Origin of the sequence: Xenorhabdus budapestensis, assembly GCF_002632465.1 — a bacterium.
Classification (GTDB): Bacteria; Pseudomonadota; Gammaproteobacteria; order Enterobacterales; family Enterobacteriaceae; genus Xenorhabdus; species Xenorhabdus budapestensis.
In genome coordinates this window covers 1-771 of the sequence record NZ_NIBS01000120.1, presented here as the reverse complement: position 1 = coordinate 771, position 771 = coordinate 1, and the positions used below count along the sequence as shown (strand labels likewise).

The following is a 771-nucleotide window of genomic DNA, read 5'->3' as shown; positions in this document are numbered from 1 at the left end:
TCATGACTCCAAAGCGTTGTAATGATGTTTTTCAATATATGCCCCAATCAGCTTTTCGTGGACTTCTATCGAACGTGAATAACAAATTGTTTTTCTTGCCAATCGTTTGATATGAATACGCAGATTGAGATTATGCCGCTCAATGCGTTGAGTAAAAATTTTTCCCACTAAATGCTTTTCAGACTCAATTTCTCGGGTGTAACTCCCCCAGTCATCCGGCGTGATGAAACGAATGCTAAAAGGGGTCAGTAAGTCGAGCAATTTGCGGCAGGTTGCATCGGTTCGCGGACCGAATACATGGGCTATGACCTGTTTTCTTTTTATATCAAACGCATACCAAAGCCAATGGCGTTGTTTTTTGTTGCCCACAAAAGACCATTGTTTATCTAATTCACAGATGAGAGTCACATCTTCGTAAACGACCTGTCTCGTTGTTACTTGTTTTGGCGAGAGTTTTTTAAAGTGCGTATTACCGTATTGATACCGACACCTAAAACGCGGCCAGTGTCTCTCACACCAGAGCCATTCATTGCCATATCAACAATTTTCTCTTTCATGTCAGGTTTATGGCCATTGTAACGATAGTTAAGTTGAAAGGTTTTCCGGCAATCCTTGCAATAATAGCGCGGGAAGCCTGCTTTACCTGTCCCGTGTTTACGTACAGGTTCGGTTTGACCGCAATATCGGCAAACAACTTCTATCTTGACAGTCACATGTGGGTTCCACTAAAAAAACACAAGAATATCAAATTAACGCTTTAGAGTCACGACC

At 41.8% G+C, this 771-nt stretch carries 1 protein-coding gene; it reads right to left on the bottom strand.

The annotated features are described in order from the left end of the window. Positions 1-713 (bottom strand): IS1 family transposase gene (locus Xbud_RS19165; protein WP_211283561.1). Its coding sequence is split into 2 segments (ribosomal slippage): positions 1-461 and positions 461-713, totalling 714 coding nucleotides; the frame shifts between segments, so codons are not numbered across the junction. Positions 714-771 lie beyond the last annotated feature (58 nt).